The 17,386-nt window shown below is 73.7% G+C and carries 17 protein-coding genes; 11 read left to right on the forward strand and 6 right to left on the reverse strand.

The window, feature by feature from the left end:
• Positions 1-37 precede the first annotated feature (37 nt).
• The 4 genes from EAO73_RS00785 to msrB all read left to right on the forward strand — a co-directional run bounded on the left by EAO73_RS00785 (position 38) and on the right by msrB (position 3,338).
• Positions 38-802: a pyrimidine reductase family protein gene (locus tag EAO73_RS00785; RefSeq protein WP_191133890.1), complete on the forward strand. Its 765-nt coding sequence runs from the start codon at positions 38-40 to the stop codon at positions 800-802.
• Between the two features lie 200 nt (positions 803-1,002).
• Positions 1,003-1,455 (forward strand): indole-3-glycerol phosphate synthase, encoded by a 453-nt coding sequence (locus EAO73_RS00790; protein WP_147969959.1) that lies wholly within the window; start codon positions 1,003-1,005, stop codon positions 1,453-1,455.
• 70 nt (positions 1,456-1,525) lie between these two features.
• Complete coding sequence (gene murC, locus EAO73_RS00795) at positions 1,526-2,923, forward strand: UDP-N-acetylmuramate--L-alanine ligase (RefSeq protein ID WP_147969511.1); 1,398 nt, start codon at positions 1,526-1,528, stop codon at positions 2,921-2,923.
• A 10-nt stretch (positions 2,924-2,933) separates the two neighbouring features.
• A complete protein-coding gene (gene msrB / locus EAO73_RS00800) occupies positions 2,934-3,338 on the forward strand; it encodes a peptide-methionine (R)-S-oxide reductase MsrB (RefSeq protein ID WP_132901111.1) in 405 nt (134 codons plus the stop codon).
• Between the two features lie 37 nt (positions 3,339-3,375).
• Here msrB and EAO73_RS00805 read toward each other — a convergent pair whose 3' ends face one another.
• A complete protein-coding gene (locus EAO73_RS00805) occupies positions 3,376-3,837 on the reverse strand; it encodes a hypothetical protein (RefSeq protein ID WP_147969512.1) in 462 nt (153 codons plus the stop codon).
• A gap of 96 nt (positions 3,838-3,933) precedes the next feature.
• On the reverse strand, positions 3,934-6,384 hold the full coding sequence (locus EAO73_RS00810) for a GTPase-associated protein 1-related protein (protein ID WP_147969513.1): 2,451 nt from the start codon (positions 6,382-6,384) through the stop codon (positions 3,934-3,936).
• A 252-nt stretch (positions 6,385-6,636) separates the two neighbouring features.
• Here EAO73_RS00810 and EAO73_RS00815 point away from each other — a divergent pair, with 252 nt between their 5' ends.
• The gene (locus EAO73_RS00815; RefSeq protein WP_147969514.1) at positions 6,637-7,551 is read left to right on the forward strand and encodes a LysR family transcriptional regulator; all 915 of its coding nucleotides are present in this window, start codon (positions 6,637-6,639) and stop codon (positions 7,549-7,551) included.
• On the opposite strand, the gene EAO73_RS00820 is transcribed toward EAO73_RS00815, so the two are convergent.
• On the reverse strand, positions 7,517-8,287 hold the full coding sequence (locus EAO73_RS00820) for an SDR family oxidoreductase (RefSeq protein ID WP_147969515.1): 771 nt from the start codon (positions 8,285-8,287) through the stop codon (positions 7,517-7,519). The genes EAO73_RS00815 and EAO73_RS00820 overlap by 35 nt on opposite strands.
• A gap of 197 nt (positions 8,288-8,484) precedes the next feature.
• Positions 8,485-9,105, reverse strand: coding sequence for an L-threonylcarbamoyladenylate synthase (locus EAO73_RS00825; RefSeq protein WP_147969516.1), 621 nt, complete (start codon positions 9,103-9,105; stop codon positions 8,485-8,487).
• Between the two features lie 247 nt (positions 9,106-9,352).
• Here EAO73_RS00825 and EAO73_RS00830 point away from each other — a divergent pair, with 247 nt between their 5' ends.
• From EAO73_RS00830 to EAO73_RS00845, 4 genes are all read left to right on the forward strand, one after another.
• Positions 9,353-9,799 (forward strand): MarR family winged helix-turn-helix transcriptional regulator, encoded by a 447-nt coding sequence (locus tag EAO73_RS00830; RefSeq protein WP_147969517.1) that lies wholly within the window; start codon positions 9,353-9,355, stop codon positions 9,797-9,799.
• A 235-nt stretch (positions 9,800-10,034) separates the two neighbouring features.
• The gene (tdh, locus tag EAO73_RS00835; RefSeq protein ID WP_147969518.1) at positions 10,035-11,063 is read left to right on the forward strand and encodes an L-threonine 3-dehydrogenase; all 1,029 of its coding nucleotides are present in this window, start codon (positions 10,035-10,037) and stop codon (positions 11,061-11,063) included.
• A gap of 27 nt (positions 11,064-11,090) precedes the next feature.
• Positions 11,091-12,284 carry a glycine C-acetyltransferase gene (locus EAO73_RS00840; RefSeq protein WP_147969519.1) on the forward strand — a complete coding sequence of 398 codons (1,194 nt, stop codon included), beginning with the start codon at positions 11,091-11,093 and terminating at the stop codon, positions 12,282-12,284.
• Between the two features lie 59 nt (positions 12,285-12,343).
• Positions 12,344-13,264: a LysR family transcriptional regulator gene (locus EAO73_RS00845; RefSeq protein ID WP_147969520.1), complete on the forward strand. Its 921-nt coding sequence runs from the start codon at positions 12,344-12,346 to the stop codon at positions 13,262-13,264.
• A gap of 26 nt (positions 13,265-13,290) precedes the next feature.
• On the opposite strand, the gene EAO73_RS00850 is transcribed toward EAO73_RS00845, so the two are convergent.
• Positions 13,291-13,680 carry a VOC family protein gene (locus EAO73_RS00850; protein WP_147969521.1) on the reverse strand — a complete coding sequence of 130 codons (390 nt, stop codon included), beginning with the start codon at positions 13,678-13,680 and terminating at the stop codon, positions 13,291-13,293.
• Between the two features lie 63 nt (positions 13,681-13,743).
• Here EAO73_RS00850 and EAO73_RS00855 point away from each other — a divergent pair, with 63 nt between their 5' ends.
• The gene (locus tag EAO73_RS00855) at positions 13,744-14,376 is read left to right on the forward strand and encodes a nucleoside/nucleotide kinase family protein (RefSeq protein WP_147969522.1); all 633 of its coding nucleotides are present in this window, start codon (positions 13,744-13,746) and stop codon (positions 14,374-14,376) included.
• Positions 14,377-14,443: 67 nt separating this feature from the next.
• Positions 14,444-15,574, forward strand: coding sequence for an aminopeptidase P family protein (locus EAO73_RS00860; protein ID WP_147969523.1), 1,131 nt, complete (start codon positions 14,444-14,446; stop codon positions 15,572-15,574).
• Positions 15,575-15,586: 12 nt separating this feature from the next.
• Here EAO73_RS00860 and treZ read toward each other — a convergent pair whose 3' ends face one another.
• Positions 15,587-17,347 (reverse strand): malto-oligosyltrehalose trehalohydrolase, encoded by a 1,761-nt coding sequence (treZ, locus tag EAO73_RS00865; protein ID WP_147969524.1) that lies wholly within the window; start codon positions 17,345-17,347, stop codon positions 15,587-15,589.
• Between the last annotated feature and the right edge of the window lie 39 nt (positions 17,348-17,386).

The following is a 17,386-nucleotide window of genomic DNA, read 5'->3' on the forward strand; positions in this document are numbered from 1 at the left end:
AACCGTCAAGCTTACGACCCGTGCCAGACTGCCGGACATGCGACGCCTGTTCCCTGTGACCGACCTGACAGCGGCCGAAGCCCCGGGCGAATGGAGCCTGGACCGGCTCGCCGACGCCTACGCCTACCCCGAGACGGACGGGCCCTGGCTGCGCGCCAACATGGTCTCGACCCTCGACGGGGCCGCCCAGCACGACGGCCGCTCGCAGCCGATCTCCTGCGAGAGCGACATGCGGATCTTCGGCACCCTGCGCGGCCTGGCCGACGTGGTGATCGCCGGCGCCCAGACCGTACGCCAGGAGGGCTACCGGCCGGCCCGTGCGCGGGAAGCCTTCGCGGCGCGGCGGGCGGCGGCCGGCCAGACCGTCGCGCCGGCCGTCGCCGTGGTCAGCGGCAGCCTGGACCTGGACTTCTCGCTTCCGCTCTTCGTCTCGCCGCTGGTCCCGACGCTCGTCCTGACCGGGGCGGGCGCACCCCCGGACCGGATCGAGACGGCCCGCAAGGCGGGCGCCGAGGTGGTGATCGCGGGGGAGGGCTCGCGCGTCGACCCGGCCCGCGCGGTGCGGGAGCTGGCCGGCCGGGGGCACCGGCGGCTGCTGACGGAGGGCGGGCCCCGGCTGCTGGGCCAGTTCGTGGCCGGGGAGGTGCTGGACGAGCTGTGCCTGACCGTCGCGCCCATGCTCACGGCCGGGGACGCCCAGCGGATCGCCGGTGGGCCCGCGGTCGCCGTGCCGAAACGATTCGTCCTGGGCTCGCTGCTGGAGGAGGACGGATTCCTCTTCTCCCGGTACCGCCGGCCCTGAGCCCCGGCCGTTCCCGTACGCCCAGAGGTCTCCCGTACCGCCACCCCGGGCGACAAACAGCGGAATATCACGTTCCGCTTAGCGTTCCGTGGGCAGAATGGATCTCGCAGACCCCGTGCGAGCGCGGGGAAGGATGGTTTCAGCAGCGACCGGCGACGGCCGCTGAAGAGAAGGGCTCTGTGGTGTTCACCAGCGTTTTGATGATCGAGAAGGCCCTCACGGCGGGGGACGTCGAGTTCGTCACCACCCTGCACGGGGAGGAGCGGACCTCCTTCGTCGTCCTCATGCAGCCGCGCGGCGACCAGGCGGACGTCCTGCTGCGGGCCATCGACGACCTGGCGATGGGCGAACTGAAGGAAGCGGCCCGCGAGAACGAGGAGCCCGAGGGCAGGAGCGCCAGGGAGTCGGCCGGACTCGCCCTGGAGGTGTCCCTGGAGGCCCTGCGCCAGGCGGGCTCCGAGGCCGTCGGACAGGTGATCGAGGACCACCCCCTGGACAAGCTCACCTCGGTGGTCGAGGAGTCGGAGGCCGACGAGGTCATCGTGCTCACCGCGCCCCACTACGTCGAGGAGTTCTTCCACCGCGACTGGGCCTCCCGCGCCCGGCACAAGGTCGGCGTCCCGGTGCTCAAGCTCTTCGCGCACAGCGAATAGGCTGGGCCCGTGGCCCGGGAGTGGCACCCGGGGCCGCACCCGAACCCACTCGAAACCCGCAGGAGCACAGATGGCACCCGGCATTCCCGCCGCCATGGAACGACCGCACTTCATCGGCATCGGCGGCGCCGGAATGTCGGGCATCGCCAAGATCCTCGCCCAGCGCGGCGCAAAGGTCGCCGGCAGCGACGCCAAGGAGTCCCCGACGGCCGAGGCGCTCCGCGCGCTGGGGGCGACCGTCCACATCGGGCACGCCGCCGGGCACCTGGCGGACGACGCCAGCTGTGTGGTCGTCTCCAGCGCCATCCGCGCCGACAACCCGGAGCTGGTGCGCGCCGGGGAGCTGTCGATCCCCGTCGTGCACCGCTCCGACGCCCTGGCCTCGCTGATGGGCGGGCTGCGCTCCATCGCGGTGGCGGGCACCCACGGCAAGACCACCACCACCTCGATGCTGGCCGTCGCCCTGAGCGAGCTGGACCTCGACCCCTCGTACGCCATCGGCGGCGACCTGGCCGGGCCCGGCACCAACGCCACGCACGGCGAGGGCGAGATCTTCGTCGCCGAGGCCGACGAGAGCGACCGCAGCTTCCAGAAGTACGACCCCGACGTCGCGATCGTCCTCAACGTCGAACTGGACCACCACGCGAACTACGCGTCGATGGACGAGATCTACGAGTCCTTCGAGACCTTCGCCGGCAAGATCGTCCCCGGCGGCACCCTCGTCGTCTCCGCCGACCAGTCCGGCGCAGCCGAGCTGACCCGCCGGGTCCGCGAGGCGCTGCCCGCGCTCACCGTCGTCACCTACGGCGAGTCCGACACCGCCGACGTACGCGTCCACAAGATCACCCCGCGCGGCCTGACCAGCGAGGTCACGGTGATCCTGGGCGGGAAGTTCCTCACCTTCACCGTCTCCGTCCCCGGCCGCCACTACGCGCTCAACGCGGTGGCCGCCCTCGCCTCGGGCATCGCCCTCGGCATCCCCGCCCACAACCTCGCCTCGGCCCTCGGCAAGTACACCGGGGTCAAGCGCCGCCTCCAGCTCAAGGGCGAGGCGGCCGGCGTCCAGGTCATCGACAGCTACGCCCACCACCCCACCGAGATGACCGCCGACCTGGAGGCCATGCGCGGCGCCGCCACCGACGCCCGCCTCCTCGTCGTCTTCCAGCCCCACCTGTTCTCCCGCACCCAGGAGCTCGGCACCGAGATGGGCCAGGCCCTCGCGCTCGCCGACGCCTCCGTGGTCCTGGACATCTACCCGGCCCGCGAGGACCCGGTCCCCGGCGTCACCAGCGCCCTGATCATCGACGCCGCGACCGCCGCCGGCGCCGACGTCACGGCGGTCCACGACAAGGAGCGGGTCCCCGAGGTCATCGCGGGAATGGCGAAGCCCGGCGACCTCGTTCTCACCATGGGAGCGGGCGACGTCACCGACCTCGGCCCGCAGATCCTGGACCACCTGTCGAGCTGAAGGAGCCACCGTGCCGTACGACGTCGAGAAGCCGGACGAACAGTGGCGGGAGGAGCTCACCCCCGCCGAGTACGCGGTGCTGCGCAAGGCCGGCACCGAGCCCGCGTTCGTCGGTGAGTACACGGACACCAAGACCGAGGGCGTCTACTCCTGCCGGGCCTGCGGCGCGGAGCTGTTCCGCTCCGACACCAAGTTCGAGTCGCACTGCGGCTGGCCGTCCTTCTACGACCCGAAGGACACCGACGCGGTCGAACTGATCCAGGACCGCAGCCACGGCATGGTCCGCACCGAGGTCCGCTGCGCCCGCTGCGGCTCCCACCTGGGCCATGTCTTCGAGGGCGAGGGCTACCCGACCCCGACGGACCAGCGGTACTGCATCAACTCGATCTCGCTGCGGCTGAGCCCGGACGCCTGATCCCTCCGGCCCCCGGTACGAGGACCGGCGCCCAGCGTCAGTCCTCGGCCGGGTCCTCCTGGCGCAGCAGCGGGTGCGCCACCCCGGGGAACACCCGGGCCCGCACGACCTCCTCCGCCGCGCCGCCCCTGACCACCGTCTCCGCGACACCCCAGGGGCGGCCCGGCAGGGTCACGGTCAGGGTGTACGAGGCCGGGCAGCCCAGGCACTCGTAGCGGTCCACCCAGGTCTCCACCTCGGTGGTGCTGCCCGGGTAGCGCGCCACATGGCGGTGGAGCGCGTGGCAGCGCCCGCACCGCTCACCCGGCTCGCAGGTGCCGCCGCAGGGGCAGGGCACGTCGAGCGAGTCCGCCGGCTGCCAGCGCTGGGTGAGGACGGCCTCGCGAGTGGCGCCCATGTCCTTCATCGCCTTGAGGTTGCGGGCCGCCACGTTGTACGACTCGCCGGTCGCCGCCATCCGGTCGCGGATGACGTCCTTGCGGCCGCGGTTCGTCGTCATGTGCTGATCCTCCTGGGGTCCACGCAGCCCGCCAGGAGGGCGCACGAGATCGGTGCCCTCAACGGTACCCGCAGCCGGGAGCGGCCCGCGCCCCGCTCAGGCCCGCCGGACCCGCCCCGCGATACGGCGGCCCAGGCTGCCCAGGGTGCGGCGCTCCCGGCGGTTCCAGTCGCGGAAGGCCTCCGCCCGCCCGATGCTCCCCGAGCGCCCGACGGCCTCCTCGACGGCGGCGACCCGGTCGGCGGGAAGCCTGCGCACCACGGGGCGCAGCACCTCCTCCAGGAGCCCGGTGGCGGCCGCGCTCCAGGCGGGGCCGGCGTGCGGGTGGGCCGTCCAGACCGTGAAGCAGTCCGCGGCGTACGAGGGGTCCGCCGCCAGCCGGGCCCGGACGGCGTCACCGCGCGCCGTCCGCTCGTAGGCGGCGATCAGGTCCTCGTCCCCACTGTGCACGACGGCGTACAGCTCCGCATCGGGCCGCTCCGGCGCCAGCAGCCGGGCCGCCACCGCATCGCACGCCTGCCCGAGCACGCCGGGCTCCACGGGCTCGGCCTCCGCGCGCAGCGCCCGCACCCGTTCGGCCCACTCCGGCTCCGCAGCCCCCGAGCGCACCTCGCGGGCGAACCGGAGCAGCTGGAGCGCCGCGCGCACCCGGCCCCCGGTCTCCTGCGGGAACCCGCGCAGCAGGTCGTGGGCCAGCTCCGGGGCCTCGCCGTCGTCGCCGGGGGCCGAGAGCGCGGCGGCCACCAGGTGCGACCAGGTGCCGGCCGCCCGGTGCGCGTCGGAGGTCGCCGCCTCCAGCAGCAGCCGGGCCTCGGCGGCCGTGGGGGCCTCGTCGTCCCACACCAGGCCCACGGCCGTCCGCAGCACCAGCGGCTCCGCGAACGGGGACACCCCGCCGGCCCGCAGGATCCGCTGCAGCGCCGCCACCCGGTCGTCCCCGCAGCCGGCCTCGGCCTCCGGAGCCCCGGCGCACATCCGCAGATGCGGCAGCGCCTGTGTGCCGGTGAAGGGCAGCGGGACCCGGCTCAGCAGCAGTTCCACCCCGGCCGGGCTGTCCGGCGCGATCCGGTCGAGCGCGCCGAGCAGGGCGGTACGGACGTCGAACTGCTCGTCCATCAGCTCCAGCAGCGCCGGCGCCCAGCCCGGGGCGCCCGCCTCGCCGCCCGTCAGCAGCGCGGGGGCCAGCCGGTCCACGACCGAGGGCAGCAGCCCGGAGCAGTCCACCCCGAGCAGCCGGGCCACCCGCAGGAGCTGCACCGTACGGGCGACGTCCAGGCCGACGCCCGCACCGCCCAGCTCGGCCAGGATCTCCGGCGCCAGCACCTCGGCCACGGCGGCCCCCTCGGGGCCACTGAAGGCGGTACGGCCCGGGAGCTCCAGGGAGCCGTTGCCGCCGCGCACCGCCTCCGTCACCAGCATCGCGGCCAGCGGGGCGGTGGTGGCCGCGGGGGAGCGGCCGTCGAGCGCGGCGAACAGCCTTCCGGCGGCGTCGAATTCGGGACCGGAGCGGTCGTCGACCCCGGGTGCGGTCAGCGCCTCGACCAGCTGCCGGGTCCGCTTCCCGTCCAGCGCGTACGGCCGCTCGGCGGCCCAGCCGGCCGCCGCCGCGCGCTCCTCGGTGCCGAGGGGTATGCCGGCGCACAGGGCCGTCACCGCCAGCGGCCCCGCCGCGAACGGCTCCCCGGGCAGCGCGGCGGCCTCCCGGAACAGTTCCGGCGCCCGGCCGCGCCAGACGCGGGCCGCCGTCTCCGCCCAGGCGTCGCCCACCGGCCCCTCGGGGCGCGGCCCGCTGCACACATGCACGCTGAGTGCCGGGTCCGCCAGCTCCCCGGCGTCCTCGGGCAGCACCCCGACGACCCGCTGCGCGGCGTCGCGCGGGCGGCGGGTGTAGGTGGTGAAGGTCAGCCGCTCGGCGAGACCGTCAGGCAGTGTGAGCCCGGCCAGCGCGATCCAGCGGGCGACATCCGCGCTCTGCCGCTCGACGAGCACGATCCGCTCCGGGGCGTCCGGTCCGTGAAGGCGGCGCAGTCCGCGGAGCACTCCGGCCAGCCAGGGGCCGCGCGAGACGGCGAAGTCGTTGAGCGCCTCGCGCTCGCGCGCCTCGTGACCGGTCGCGGCGGGCAGTGCGGCGAGCGGGTCGGGCAGCGGGCGGTCCGGTGTGACGGCGGCCCAGCGGGCGGACCGGCAGGCGGTGAGCGGCAGCGTCCCCTCCGGCAGCCGGGTCCCGGTGGGCAGATGGACCGCGTGGGTGTGGAAGCGTACGGCGGAGGACCGGGCGGAACGGACCGCGACGGTCCGGGCCAGCAGCCGGCTGCCGTCGGACAGCAGACTGAAGTGGAGCGCTTCGGGCAGGGCCCGCAGGGCGGTGTCCGTGAGCCGCTCCGGCGTGTCGTGCGGCGCCTCGTACGTCAGGAGCGGCTCCGCCTCGGTCAGCACGGAGGCGGGTATCGAGGCGTCAACCATCGTGAAACGGGCGGCTGTCGGCCCGTCCTCGCCGGTCCCGTCCCCGTCCGCCGCGGAGGTGTAGTGCAACTGCGCGAGGCTCATGCGTCGGCTCTCTTCGTCCCTGCCGTGAAGATCCCCTGCCACCCGCACGCGCTCGCGCGGTGGCAGCGCCGGCCCGGCAGAGCGGCGACCCCGGCGGGGAGTGCTCCGCAGTCGCTGGGGCGACGCTATCAAGGAGGCGCGTCGGCTTGGCCCCACGGCGGAATATGCGGGCCGCACTCCGCGATGTAACGGGGGTCAGCACCGGAGGGACGGGCCCGGTCCGCGGTCCACCGGGGAGAGGAGCGGGAGCCGATGAGTCTCCGTCAGTTCGAGTACGCCCTGGCAGTCGCCGAGGAGGGCTCGGTGACGGCGGCGGCGGAGCGGCTGCGCGTCGCACAGCCGTCGGTGTCCCAGCAGATCCGCGGACTGGAGCGGGAGCTCGGTGTGGAACTGTTCGCCCGCACGCCGACCGGGCTTGTGCCCACCGTCGTCGGCCGGGCCTTCCTGCGGGAGGCGGAGGTCGCCGTGGGGGCGGCGCGCCGGGCCAGGGCGACGGCGCGGGCCGGTGCGGACGAGCTGGTGGGGGAGCTGGTGGTCGCGGCGCAGATGGGCTTCGGTACGCGGCAGATGCCGGGCGCGCTGGACGCGCTGCGGCGCCGCTTCCCCCGGCTGGCGGTGACCGTCTTCGAGGAGCCGAGCTCCGCGGAGCTGGAGCGACTGTGCCGTCGGGGGGTGCTCGACCTGGCGCTGATGGCCTCGTGCGAGCGGACCCCCGCCGACGCCCACCGGCTCGGTGACGAGGAGTTCGTCGTGGTGCTCGGCGCCGGGCATCCGCAACTCGCCCTGGACCGGGTCGATCTGCGTGAGCTGGCGGGGGAGGCGTGGATCAGGTTCGACCGGGACAGCGCGCTCGACGGCGTGCTGCTGAGCGTGCTGAAGGACAACGGTTGTGCCCCGGTCACGGCCGCCCGCGTCTCCCAGACCGCGACGGCCGTGCGCTGGGCCGCCCGCGGGCTGGGCGTGACACTGGTTCCGTCCTCCGCCGTTCCGCCCGGCCACGAGCACCTGGTCCGTCCCGTGTTCCCGGCCGTGACCCAGCCGGTCATCGCGGTGCTCAGGCAGGACGCGGGTCCGGGCGAGACGGCCCTGCTCGACCTCCTCGGGCGGGAGACATGGACCGATTCCACGTCTCTCAATGCCGGGGGAATTCACCGCCGTCCACGGTGAGGATGTTTCCCGTCACCCAGCTCGCCCGGTCGGATGCGAGGAACAGCACCGCCTCGGCGATGTCCTCGGGCCTGCCGACGCGTCCCAGCGGCACCCCGGAGTCGTCCGCACCCGAGCCCGGGACCAGGCGGCCCCACTCCTCCCGCGTCGCCTCGCCGCCGGGCGTCTCGGTCCGGCCGGGGCTGACGACGTTGACCCGGATCCCGAACGGGGCCAACTCCAGGGCCAGCCCCCGGCTGTAGTTCTCCAGTGCCGCCTTCGCCGCGGTGTAGTGCAGGAACGGCGGCGCCGTGAACGGGGTCGCGGCCGAGGAGACGTGCACGATCGCCCCCGAGCGCCGCTCCCGCATCCCCGGTGCCAGCAGGGCGTCCAGCCGGACCGACGCCAGGTAGTTCAGCTCCAGCTGGTCCTGCCACTCCTCGTCGGGGATGTCCCCGGTGTGCCGGAACGGCCGTGCCCCGCCCGCGTTGTTGACCAGGATGTCGATCCCGCCCAGCAGCTTCTGCGCAGCCGCCGCGACCGTCTCCGCGCCGGCCCGCGTCCGTACGTCGGCCGCCACGAAGGTGACGCCCTCCGGCGTCTCGTCCGGCTCCGACCTGGCGGTCGTCAGGACCTCGGCGCCGGCGTCGCGCAGCCGGCGCACCAGCGCCGCCCCGATTCCGCGGGAGCCGCCCGTAACCAGGGCCCGCTTTCCGGCGAGTTCCCGTGTGTGTGATGCGTCGTGTGTGGTGGTCATGTGCCTTGCCCTCCCGGAATCGGCGCACATCTCCGCTCGACGAAAAGAATGGTTTCGTCGAGCAGTTGCGACGCTACGTCCGGGAAAGAGGGCGCGGCAAAGACGAAATATCAGCAGGGGGTATAGGGAACTCCTATGGCAGGTCGACGGGGCGGGGCCGGACGCCCGGACACCGGTCGTCCGGCCGGCCGGGCCGCCTACTCGAACCGTGACGTGTCGCCGGCACCCCGGCGTACGATCTCCAGCTCGCCGTTGGAGAAGTCGATGACCGTCGTGGGCTCCGTGCCGCAGTCGCCCGAGTCGATCACGATGTCCACCTCGTGGTCGAGGCGCTCCTTGATCTCCCAGCCCTGGGTCAGGGGCTCGGCCTCGTCGGGCAGGAGCAGCGTGCTGGAGAGCAGCGGTTCGCCCAGTTCCGCCAGCAGGGCCTGGACGACCGGGTGGTCCGGGATGCGGACGCCGACGGTCTTCTTCTTCGGGTGCAGCAGCTGGCGCGGCACCTCCTTCGTCGCCGGCAGGATGAACGTGTACTGGCCGGGCGTCGACGCCTTGACCGTACGGAACACGTCGTTGTCGATGTGCACGAACTGCCCGAGCTGGGCGAAGTTCTGGCACATCAGCGTGAAGTGGTGGCGGTCGTCGAGGTCGCGGATCGCCCGGATGCGGGACAGGCCGTCCCGGTTGCCGAGCTGGCACCCGAGCGCGTAGCAGGAGTCCGTCGGATACGCGACGAGCGACCCGGAGCGGATGTTCTCGGCCACGTTGGTGATGGTGCGCTGCTGGGGATTTTCGGGGTGTACGTCGAAATACTTCGCCATCCGGCGAGTCTACGGCCGGGGGTGCGGACCGTTCCCGGCGCGGCGGATTCTCCGGCTCCCGGGGAGGCAGGACAACCGGTTCGAGTGGCGCTCGCCGCTCAAACCTCGCCCGCCGCCCGGTGCGGGGCCGCGTGCGGGTTGTGCACGATACACGTTACATGCATCATGCACGCATTCCGTGGTATATCTGTACAGAGAGGTCGCCGTCCCGGCGGGGCGGGCGCACAGTCGTCGTAGGGAGCCGCGCGTGGACATGCCTGTGGACCGGATCGAGTTCGAGACGATGCTGCTCGGCCGGCACATGAGTCTGATCACCTCGCGGGGCGACGGGCGGCTCGACCGGAGCGCGTACATCCTTCTCAGTCGTATCCGGGCCCAGGGGCCGATGTCCATCGGCCAGCTGCGCGACGCCTTCGGTCTGGACACCTCCACCCTGAACCGCCAGACCGCCGCGATGCTCCGGGCCGGTGTCGTCGACCGCATCCCGGACCCGGAGGGCGGGATCGCCCGGAAGTTCGCCATCACGGACGAGGGTGAACGCCGGCTCGACAAGGACCGGGCCGAGAACCGGGAGGGGCTCCGGCGGGTCCTGGCCGACTGGACCCCGGAGGAGGCCGCCCGCTTCGCGGACGGCCTCGCCCGGCTCAACCGGGACATCGAGCGCCTGGACGGGCGGCCCTGGCCGCGCGACTGAGTCGTACGGCGCACACCGCCCGCGGCGTGAAGCCAAGCTGCGGCCCCGTTTAAGAAAAGCTCGATGGACCTGGGGCGCGGGGTACGGCAGATTTCTCCGTGACGGCGGAGGATGGTGCGCGGCAGCCGGTGCGAGCGCGCTGCCATGCCGTCCCTCTCATCCTTCCCCGGGCCGCAGGCTTCCTCTGGCATGCCCCCGGCCCGGGGAGATCAACGCCGTACAGGGAGCCGCAGCCGTGAAGGCACTCGTGAAGCAGAAGGCCGAGCCCGGACTCTGGCTGATGGACGTCCCCGAGCCCGAGACGGGCCCCGGTGACGTACTGATCAAGGTCCTGCGCACCGGCATCTGCGGGACCGACCTGCACATCCGCAACTACGACGGCTGGGCGCAGCAGGCCATCAGCACCCCGCTCGTCCTCGGCCACGAGTTCGTCGGCGAGGTCGCCGCGATCGGCGCGGACGTCGTCGACATCGCCGTGGGCGACCTGGTCAGCGGCGAGGGCCACCTCGTGTGCGGCAAGTGCCGCAACTGTCTGGCCGGCCGCCGCCACCTCTGCCGCTCCACGCTGGGCCTCGGCGTCGGCCGCGACGGCGCGTTCGCCGAGTACGTCGCGCTGCCCGCCTCCAACGTGTGGGTGCACCGGGTCCCCGTCGACCTCGACGTCGCCGCGATCTTCGACCCGTTCGGCAACGCCGTGCACACCGCGCTGTCGTTCCCGCTGGTCGGCGAGGACGTCCTGATCACCGGCGCCGGCCCCATCGGCATCATGGCCGCCGCCGTCGCCAAGCACGCCGGCGCCCGCAACGTGGTCATCACCGACGTCAGCGAGGCCCGTCTCGACCTGGCCCGCAAGGTCGGCGTCAGCCTGGCGCTCAACGTCGCCGAGCAGACCATCGCCGACGGCCAGAAGGAACTGGGCCTGCGGGAGGGCTTCGACATCGGCCTGGAGATGTCCGGCCGTCCCGAGGCGATGCGCGACATGATCGCCAACATGACGCACGGCGGCCGGATCGCCATGCTCGGGCTGCCGGCCGAGGAGTTCGCCGTCGACTGGGCCCGGATCGTCACCTCGATGATCACGGTCAAGGGCATCTACGGCCGCGAGATGTACGAGACCTGGTACGCCATGTCCGTCCTGCTGGAGGGCGGCCTCGACCTCGCCCCCGTGATCACCGGCCGGTACGGCTACCGCGACTTCGAGGCGGCCTTCGACGACGCGGCGAGCGGACGCGGCGGCAAGGTCATCCTCGACTGGACCGTCTGACCTCCTCACCTCTTTAAGGAATCCGGCATGTTCGACTCCGTACGCGACGACCTGCGCACCACCCTCGAAGAGATCGAGGCCGCCGGGCTGCACAAGCCCGAACGCGTCATCGGCACCCCGCAGTCCGCGACCGTGGCCGTCACCGCCGGGGGCCGCCCCGGCGAGGTGCTCAACTTCTGCGCCAACAACTACCTGGGCCTCGCCGACCACCCCGAGGTGATCGCCGCCGCGCACGAGGCGCTGGACCGCTGGGGCTACGGCATGGCCTCGGTCCGCTTCATCTGCGGCACCCAGGAGGTCCACAAGGAGCTGGAGCAGCGGCTCTCCTCCTTCCTGGGCCAGGAGGACACGATCCTCTACTCCTCCTGCTTCGACGCCAACGGCGGCGTGTTCGAGACGATCCTCGGCGCCGAGGACGCGGTCATCTCCGACGCCCTCAACCACGCCTCGATCATCGACGGCATCCGCCTGTGCAAGGCCAAGCGCTTCCGCTACGCCAATCGCGAGATGGCCGACCTGGAGACCCAGCTCAAGGACGCGTCCGGGGCCCGGCGCCGCCTGATCGTCACCGACGGCGTCTTCTCCATGGACGGCTACGTCGCGCCGCTGCGCGAGATCTGCGACCTCGCCGAGCGCTACGACGCCATGGTCATGGTCGACGACTCGCACGCCGTCGGCTTCGTCGGCGCCGGCGGCCGCGGTACGCCCGAGCTGCACGGGGTCATGGACCGCGTCGACATCATCACCGGCACCCTCGGCAAGGCGCTCGGCGGTGCCTCCGGCGGTTACGTCGCCGCCCGCGCCGAGATCGTCGCCCTGCTGCGCCAGCGCTCGCGCCCGTATCTCTTCTCGAACTCGCTCGCCCCGGTCATCGCCGCCGCCTCCCTCAAGGTCATCGACCTGCTGGAGTCCGCCGGCGACCTGCGCGAGCGGCTCAACGCCAACACCGCGCTCTTCCGCACCCGGATGACCGAGGAGGGCTTCGACATCCTGCCCGGCGACCACGCCATCGCCCCCGTCATGATCGGGGACGCGGCGAAGGCAGGCCGGATGGCGGAGCTGCTCCTGGAGCGCGGTGTGTACGTGATCGGGTTCTCGTACCCGGTCGTCCCGCAGGGCGCGGCCCGCATCCGCGTCCAGCTCTCCGCGGCGCACTCCATGGACGACGTGAACCGCGCGGTGGACGCGTTCGTCGACGCGCGCGCCGTACTGGAGAGCTGAGCGGAGGTCCCGGAACGGTCGCGGGGACTGGTCAGCCACCCCCTGGGACAATGGGTCACATGATCGATGCACGGCGGCTGCGCGTCCTGCGTGCCGTGGCGGACCACGGCACGGTGACCGCCGCTGCCGCCGCCCTGTACCTGACCCCCTCCGCCGTCTCCCAGCAGCTCGCCGCCCTGGAGCAGGAGACCGGCCACCGGCTCGTCGAACGCGGCGCGCGCGGGGCCAGGCTCACCCCGGCCGGCGAGATCCTGCTCACCCACACCAACGTGGTGCTGGCCCAGCTGGAGCGGGCCGAGGCCGAGCTGGCCGCGTACGGCTCGGGCGAGGCCGGTACGGTCACGGTCGCCGCGTTCGCCACCGGCATCGGGCTCGTCCTCGCCCCCGCCATCGCCGCGCTGAGCCGGAGCGCGCCCGGCATCAAGGTCCGGGTGCAGGACGCCGAGGGCGACGCGAGCGTCCCGATGGTGCTGGACCGCCAGGTCGACGTCGCCGTCGCCGTCGAGTACCGGGGCGCACCGGGCGAGGACGACCGCCGCCTCACCCGCGTCCCCCTCTACTCGGAGCCGTTCGACGCGGTGCTCCCGGTCGGGCACCGGCTGGCCGGCCACGAGCAGGTGGCCGTCGCCGAACTGGCCAAGGACGCCTGGATCGGGCCCTACCCGGGCAACCCCTGCCACGACGTGGTGGTCCTGGCCTGCGAGTACGCCGGTTTCGCGCCGAACCTCGAACACTCCTCGGACGACTTCCACGCGGTGGTCGCCCTCGCCGGCGCGGACGCCGGCGTCGCCCTGGTGCCGCGCACCGCGCTCCGGGGCATGGCCCTGACCGGTGTGGTGGTCCGCCCGGTACGGGGGACCGCCCCGACCCGCCGCGTCTTCGCCGCCGTACGCCGGGGCGCCGAGGCCCACCCGCTGATCGCGCCGGTGCTGGACGCGCTGGCGGGCGCGGCGGGCGGCGACGTGCTCGCGGCGGGCTGAGCGGCGCGGGCCCCGGAAGGGCGTCGTCAGGACGCCGGCTGGAGCAGGTCCCAGCGGTTGCCGTACAGGTCCTCGAAGACCGCGACCGAGCCGTAGACCTCGTGGCGCGGCTCCTCCAGGAACCGCACCCCGGCCGCCGTCATCCGGGCGTGGTCGCCGGCGAAGTCCTCGGTGTGCAGGAAGAAGCCGACCCGGCCGCCGGTCTGCGCGCCGACACTCGCCGCCTGCGCCTCGTCCTTGGCGCGGGCCAGCAGGAGCCCGGTGCCCTGGGTTCCCCGGGGCCGCACCACCACCCAGCGCGAGCCGTCGCCCCGGTCGGTGTCCTCGACCAGCTCGAAGCCGAGGGCACCGGTGTAGAAGGACAGGGCCTCGTCGTAGTCGCGTACGACCAGGGTGACCAGGGCGATGTGGGGCATGGAACTCCTCGCGGCGGGGAAGGGAGGCGGGGGCAGCAACCCCTGGACGGGACACTATCCGGCATGGACATCAGCGACCTCACCGCCCGCGCGCGCCGCCTCGCACGGCCCGGCGAACGCCGCGTCCTCGGTATCGCCGGGCCGCCCGGCGCCGGCAAGTCCACGCTGGCCGGGCGGATCACCGACGCGCTCGGGCCGCTCGCCGTGCTGGTGCCCATGGACGGCTTCCACCTCGCGCAGGCCGAACTCGCACGCCTCGGCCGGGCCGGCCGCAAGGGCGCGCCCGACACCTTCGACGCCGCCGGATACGCCGCCCTGCTGCGGCGGCTGCGCGTCCCGGAGCCCGGGACCGTCGTGTACGCCCCCGCCTTCGACCGGTCCCTGGAGGAGCCGGTCGCGGGGGCGGTCCCGGTCCCGCCCGAGGTCCCGCTCGTCGTCACCGAGGGCAACTACCTGCTGCACGGGGAAGGGCCCTGGGCGCCGGTGCGCGGGCTGCTCGACGAGGCGTGGTACCTGGAGGCCGACGACGCGGCGCGCGTGACCGGGCTCGTCGAGCGGCATGTGCGGTACGGGAAGGCACGGGCCGACGCCGAGCGCTGGGTGGCCCGGTCCGACGAGGCCAACGCCCGGCTCGTCGCCCGGGGCCGAGACCGTGCCGATCTCGTCGTCCGGCGGGGCCCGGACCCCCGGCCCTGATCGCTCGCGCCCGCACCGCCGGAGGGGCAGGATGGGAGGGCCGTTCCGCGCCGTCAGGAGGACCCGCATGTCCAGCCCCGCCCAGCCCCTGCCGTTCACCGCCGAGGACTACCGGGCCCGGATGGCGCGGGCCGCCGAGAGCGCCGCCGCTGCCGGGCTCGCCGGGGTGCTGGTCGCGCCGGGGCCCGACATGGTCCACCTGACCGGCTACGCGCCGCCCGCCGACACCGAACGCCTCACCCTCCTCGTCCTCGCGGCGGGCCGGGACCCGGTGCTGGTCGTGCCGACGCTGGAGGCCCCGGACGCGGCGAAGGCCGTGGGCGCCCCCGCCATGACCCTGCGGGACTGGACGGACGGCAAGGACCCGTACGCCGTCACCGCCCCGCTGCTCGACGCGCGGGGCCGGTTCGCGATCAGCGACAACGCCTGGGCGATGCATCTGCTCGGCCTCCAGCAGCGGCTGCCCGACACCTCGTACGCCTCGCTCACCCAGGTGCTGCCGATGCTGCGCGCGGTGAAGGACGCCCACGAGCTGGAACGGCTCGCCGCCGCCGGGGCCGCCGCCGACGCCGCCTACGAGGAGATCCTCAAGGTCCGCTTCTCCGGCCGCAGGGAGACCGAGGTCGCCGCCGACCTCGCCCGGCTGCTCACCGAACACGGCCACTCCCAGGTGGACTTCACCGTCGTCGGCTCGGGCCCCAACGGAGCGAATCCGCATCACGAGGCGGGGGAACGCACCATCGGGCACGGCGACATGGTCGTCCTCGACTTCGGCGGCCTCAAGCACGGCTACGGCTCCGACACCTCCCGCACCGTCCATGTCGGTGAACCCACCGCCGAGGAGCGGCGGGTCCACGACATCGTGCGCGAGGCGCAGCAGGCGGGCTGTGCGGCGGTGCGCCCCGGCGTCGCCTGCCAGGAGATCGACCGCGCCGCACGCGCCGTCATCACGGAGTTCGGCTACGGCGAGCGCTTCATCCACCGCACCGGTCACGGCATCGGCGTCACCACCCATGAACCCCCGTACATGATCGAGGGCGAGGAACAGCCGCTGGTGCCCGGCATGTGCTTCTCGGTGGAGCCCGGCATCTATCTGCCGGGCCGGTTCGGCGTGCGCATCGAGGACATCGTGACCGTCACCGAGGACGGCGGGCGCCGGCTCAACGCCACCGCCCGCGAACTCGCGATCGTGGAGTAGGAGGGCCGGTCGTCAGTCGTCGGCCAGTACCACGCAGGACTCCGGCGGCAGGTGCAGCATCCCGTCCGGGCCCGGCGGGTCCACCGGCAGCCACGCGGCCAGCACCCGCCCGGGGCCGGCCCGGTGGCGCCCGTTGCCCAGCGGGATCGCGGCCGGCTTCGCGTCGAGGTTGACCGCGATCCGCAGATCGCCCCGGCGCACCGCGATCCAGCGCGCCCCGTCGTCGTACGCGGCCTTCACGCTCGCCAGGTCCGGGTCGCGCAGGTCCGGCAGGGTGCGGCGCAGCGCGATCAGCTCGCGGTACCAGGCGTACAGCCGGGCGTGCGGCTCGCGGTGGAGCTCGTCCCAGTCCAGGCAGGAGCGGGCCCGGGTGGCGGGGTCCTGCGGGTCCGGGATGTCCTCCTCCGCCCAGCCGTGCGCCCCGAACTCCCGCCGCCTGCCGGTGCGTACGGCCTCCGCCAGCTCGGGATCGGTGTGGTCGGTGAAGAACTGCCATGGGGTGCGGGCGCCCCATTCCTCGCCCATGAACAGCATCGGCGTGAAGGGTCCCGTCAGTACGAGCGCCGCCGCGCAGGCCAGCAGCCCGGGGGAGAGGGAGGCGGCGAGCCGGTCGCCCAGGGCCCGGTTGCCGATCTGGTCGTGGGTCTGGGCGTAGCCGACGAAGCGGTGCGCGGCGCTGCGGCTGACGTCGACGGGGCGGCCGTGCGTACGGCCCCGGAAGCTGGAGTACGTGCCGTTGTGGAAGAAGGCGCTCGTCATCGTCTTGGCGAGCCCGGCCAGCGGGGCGGCCGCGAAGTCCGCGTAGTAGCCCTGCGCCTCACCGGTGAGCGCGGTGTGCAGACAGTGGTGGAAGTCGTCGTTCCACTGGGCGTGCAGCCCGAGCCCGCCCTCCTCACGCGGCGTCGTCGTCCGCGGGTCGCACAGGTCGGACTCGGCGATCAGCGGCAGCGGGCGCCCCAGCTCCGCAGCGAGCGCGTCGGCCGAGGCCGACAGCTCCTCCAGGTACGTCAGCGCCCGGGTGTCGGCCAGCGCGTGCACCGCGTCGAGCCGCAGCCCGTCCAGCCGGTAGTCCCGCAGCCAGGCCAGCGCGCTGCCCAGCAGGTACGCCCGCACCTCGTCGGAGCCCGGCGCGTCCAGATTGACCGCCGCGCCCCACGGGGTGTGGTGCGTCTCGGTGAAGTACGGACCGAACGCGGGGAGGTAGTTGCCGGACGGGCCCAGGTGGTTGTGGACCACGTCCAGGAGGACGGCGAGCCCCAGCCCGTGCGCGATGTCGACAAAGCGCTTAAGTCCCTCGGGGCCGCCGTACGGCTCGTGCACGGCCCACAGCGACACCCCCTCGTACCCCCAGCCGTTGACGCCGGGGAAGGGGCAGACCGGCATCAGCGAGACATGGGTGATGCCCAGCTCCGCGAGGTGGCCGAGCCGGGCCGCCGCCGCGTCGAAGGTGCCCTCCTCGGTGAAGGTGCCGATGTGCAGCTCGTACAGGACCGCGCCCGGCAGCTCCCGCCCCGCCCACTCCGAGCGCCAGACGTACGCGTCGTGGTCGACGACCGCGGACTCGCCGTCGGGGCCGTCCGGCTGGCGGCGCGAGCGGGGGTCGGGGCGCACCGGACCGCCGTCGAGCGCGAAGCCGTACCGGTCGCCGTCCGCCGCCTCAGCCTCGGCGGTCCACCAGCCGGACCGGTCCGGATCGGGTTCCATCGGCAGCGACTCGTCCCTCAGCCGCAGGACGGCCGATCCCGCGTCCGGTGCCCATACCTCGAACAACATGCGGCGCTCCCTCGCTTCCGGGGCCGGGCGCCCCGGCCC

This window comes from Streptomyces sp. col6, assembly GCF_008042035.1.
Lineage (GTDB): Bacteria > Actinomycetota > Actinomycetes > Streptomycetales > Streptomycetaceae > Streptomyces.

Bases quoted from the DNA above. Each gene is read 5' to 3' on its own strand.
- EAO73_RS00860 (WP_147969523.1), top strand. From the start codon at position 14,444: ATGTCCAGCCCCGCCCAGCCCCTGCCGTTCACCGCCGAGGACTACCGG.
- EAO73_RS00805 (WP_147969512.1), bottom strand. From the start codon at position 3,837: ATGACGACGAACCGCGGCCGCAAGGACGTCATCCGCGACCGGATGGCG.
- murC (WP_147969511.1), top strand. From the start codon at position 1,526: ATGGCACCCGGCATTCCCGCCGCCATGGAACGACCGCACTTCATCGGC.
- EAO73_RS00840 (WP_147969519.1), top strand. From the start codon at position 11,091: ATGTTCGACTCCGTACGCGACGACCTGCGCACCACCCTCGAAGAGATC.
- EAO73_RS00785 (WP_191133890.1), top strand. From the start codon at position 38: ATGCGACGCCTGTTCCCTGTGACCGACCTGACAGCGGCCGAAGCCCCG.
- EAO73_RS00820 (WP_147969515.1), bottom strand. From the start codon at position 8,287: ATGACCACCACACACGACGCATCACACACACGGGAACTCGCCGGAAAG.
- EAO73_RS00815 (WP_147969514.1), top strand. From the start codon at position 6,637: ATGAGTCTCCGTCAGTTCGAGTACGCCCTGGCAGTCGCCGAGGAGGGC.
- EAO73_RS00845 (WP_147969520.1), top strand. From the start codon at position 12,344: ATGATCGATGCACGGCGGCTGCGCGTCCTGCGTGCCGTGGCGGACCAC.
- EAO73_RS00825 (WP_147969516.1), bottom strand. From the start codon at position 9,105: ATGGCGAAGTATTTCGACGTACACCCCGAAAATCCCCAGCAGCGCACC.
- treZ (WP_147969524.1), bottom strand. From the start codon at position 17,347: ATGTTGTTCGAGGTATGGGCACCGGACGCGGGATCGGCCGTCCTGCGG.
- EAO73_RS00855 (WP_147969522.1), top strand. From the start codon at position 13,744: ATGGACATCAGCGACCTCACCGCCCGCGCGCGCCGCCTCGCACGGCCC.
- EAO73_RS00790 (WP_147969959.1), top strand. From the start codon at position 1,003: ATGATCGAGAAGGCCCTCACGGCGGGGGACGTCGAGTTCGTCACCACC.
- EAO73_RS00850 (WP_147969521.1), bottom strand. From the start codon at position 13,680: ATGCCCCACATCGCCCTGGTCACCCTGGTCGTACGCGACTACGACGAG.
- EAO73_RS00810 (WP_147969513.1), bottom strand. From the start codon at position 6,384: ATGAGCCTCGCGCAGTTGCACTACACCTCCGCGGCGGACGGGGACGGG.